The sequence below is a fragment of the Sulfurovum sp. genome (assembly GCF_041551015.1).
Classification (GTDB): domain Bacteria; phylum Campylobacterota; class Campylobacteria; order Campylobacterales; family Sulfurovaceae; genus Sulfurovum.
In genome coordinates this window covers 1-2,425 of the sequence record NZ_JBFENQ010000193.1, presented here as the reverse complement: position 1 = coordinate 2,425, position 2,425 = coordinate 1, and the positions used below count along the sequence as shown (strand labels likewise).

Here is a 2,425-nt window from a genome sequence, read left to right as displayed (position 1 = left end):
TATGCGTGTAGATAAGTGGTTGTCGGCTGTGAATGTGGTGAAGCGTCGTACTATTGCTACAGATATGCTTAAAAGTGGTGTTGTTTTGGTGAATGGTTTGAAAGCAAAAGCCTCTAAAAATGTAGCTGTAGGGGATAAGGTGACCATAGAGTATCTTAAAGGTCCGAAGTCTTATGAAGTACTACAAATACCTACAACAAAAACTATACCTAAAAGTCAAAAAGAAGAGTATGTCAAAGAGTTGTCAAATTAAATAGGAGAGAGTGATGGGTATCAGAGAAGAATTTGAAAAACTATTTAACAATGAAATGAGTACAGAGGAAGCAAGGGCTTTTCTTGTAGACCTTTATAAGAAAGGTGAAAGTGGCAGTGATATCGCTGCGGCTGCTTCTGTAATGCGTGAACACTCCATTAAACTCTCTTTATATGATGAACTGAAAGAAAAAGCCATTGATATTGTCGGTACAGGCGGAGATAAAAGTGGAAGCTTTAACATCTCTACGACGGTTTCTCTACTACTGGCTTCTCTGGGACGTGTAGTGGCTAAACACGGTAACAGAAGTGTAACTTCAAACTCAGGATCTACTGATGTTTTGGAAGCATTGGGCATTAACCTCGATCTGAGTATAGACAACAAGATTAAAATGCTTGAAGAGACGGGGTTTTGTTTTTTCCCTGCAACAGATCATCACCCTGCAATGAAACACATTATGCCTGTACGTAAGTCCATAGAGCATAGAACGATCTTTAACATACTTGGACCACTGACAAACCCTGCTGGAGCAGAGAAATATCTCTTAGGTGTATTTGACCCTTCCTACATTAAACGTATGGCAGATGCACTGCTTGAACTTGGTGCAAAACGTGCCTGTGTGGTCAGCAGTCATGATGGTATGGATGAGATCTCTCTTGCTTGCAACTCCTCTTTTGCTTATGTGGAATCAAACCGTATTTTAGAAGGTGAGATAAATCCGGAGATGTTTGGATTTAAACTTGCTCCTAAAGAAGCGATCTTGGGTGGAGATGCAAATTTTAATGCGCAGATCACTCGAGATATATTTTCAGGAGAAGAGAGAGGTGCAAAAAGAGATATCGTTCTACTCAATGCAGCATTTGCACTATTTGTAGATGGCAATGCACGTGACATAGAGGAAGCGATAGAGATAGCTAAAAGCGGACTTGATAGCGGTAAAGCCAATGAACATTTAAAGCTTATGGCTAAGATAAGTCAACAATTGTCAGGAAGTATTGCGTAGTGAAAGAGATAAACGCATCACTGGATGAACTTGATAAAGTTGTCAGTTACCTGTATAAAACACTTCCTTCTGATGCAATCGTATTTTTAAGAGGTGATCTTGCTGCAGGAAAAACAACACTCACACAAGCCATAGCAAAAGCAAAAGGAATCGAAGGTGAAGTGACTTCTCCAACCTTTTCTTTACAACAGTGTTATGGTGCAAAAGATGGCAGTAGTTTGTACCATTATGACCTGTATCGTTTAGACCATGAAGAGTTTATGCAGATGGGACTTTTTGAAGAGTTTGAGAAGCCGGGATGGCACATGGTAGAGTGGGGTTCTGATGAACTTAAAGCCTTTTTAGAAGGTGTAGGCTATAATGTTGCAATGATAGAGATAGAAACCAATGAAAATAGTAGAACTTATAGGATAGAAGCATAATGCATACACTTGAAGCCAAAAGCCTTGCGAAAACCATTAAAAAAACAAAGCTGGTACATGATATCTCTTTAAGTGTGAAGAGTAAAGAGATCGTAGGGCTTCTTGGTCCCAACGGTGCGGGGAAGACCACTTCATTCTACATGGTATGTGGATTAACAGATGCTACAGAAGGACAAGTCTTTTTAGATGGCAAAGATGTCACAAAACTGCCTTTAAGTGCTCGTGCACAAATGGGTATAGGGTATCTGCCTCAAGAGTCCAGTATTTTTAAAGACCTTACAGTAGAAGAAAATTTGCTCATTGCAGCCGAAGCATTAAATCTTGACAAAGAGACGATCCAGCCACGTATTGAAAAACTACTTGAAATTTTCAACATCGAACCTATACGTGCCCGATTAGGGATACGCCTCAGCGGGGGAGAGAGAAGAAGGGTTGAGATAGCAAGAGCATTGGTCGGAGAACCAAAGTTTTTACTTCTGGATGAACCTTTTGCCGGTGTTGATCCTATAGCAGTGTTGGATATACAAAACATTATCAAACAACTGGTCGATCTGGACATGGGTATTCTCATTACTGACCATAATGTACGTGAAACATTGGGGATCTGTGACAGAGCTTATGTGATGAGAAGTGGAGAAATGTTAGCGACAGGTACAAGTGATGAAGTAGCCAATGACGAGAATGTACGCAAGCATTATCTTGGAGAACACTTTACATTTTAATCAATAGTATGCACCTGGGTGCTTT

General features: G+C 40.2%; 4 protein-coding genes. All 4 read left to right on the top strand.

Annotation, left to right across the window (positions count from 1 at the left end; translation table 11 throughout):
- The first annotated feature begins 1 nt into the window (after position 1).
- The 4 genes from ABZC96_RS09630 to lptB are packed head-to-tail and all read left to right on the top strand — an operon-like array spanning position 2 to position 2,400.
- Positions 2–253, top strand: a complete 252-nt coding sequence (locus ABZC96_RS09630) for an RNA-binding S4 domain-containing protein (RefSeq protein WP_373030767.1) — start codon at positions 2–4, stop codon at positions 251–253.
- Between the two features lie 13 nt (positions 254–266).
- Positions 267–1,256 (top strand): anthranilate phosphoribosyltransferase, encoded by a 990-nt coding sequence (gene trpD / locus ABZC96_RS09625; RefSeq protein ID WP_373030765.1) that lies wholly within the window; start codon positions 267–269, stop codon positions 1,254–1,256.
- Positions 1,256–1,678, top strand: a complete 423-nt coding sequence (gene tsaE / locus ABZC96_RS09620; RefSeq protein ID WP_373030763.1) for a tRNA (adenosine(37)-N6)-threonylcarbamoyltransferase complex ATPase subunit type 1 TsaE — start codon at positions 1,256–1,258, stop codon at positions 1,676–1,678. Before trpD ends, tsaE begins: the two co-directional genes overlap by 1 nt.
- Positions 1,678–2,400 (top strand): LPS export ABC transporter ATP-binding protein, encoded by a 723-nt coding sequence (gene lptB, locus ABZC96_RS09615; protein WP_373030761.1) that lies wholly within the window; start codon positions 1,678–1,680, stop codon positions 2,398–2,400. The genes tsaE and lptB overlap by 1 nt, the downstream gene beginning before the upstream one ends.
- The last annotated feature ends 25 nt before the right edge of the window (positions 2,401–2,425 follow it).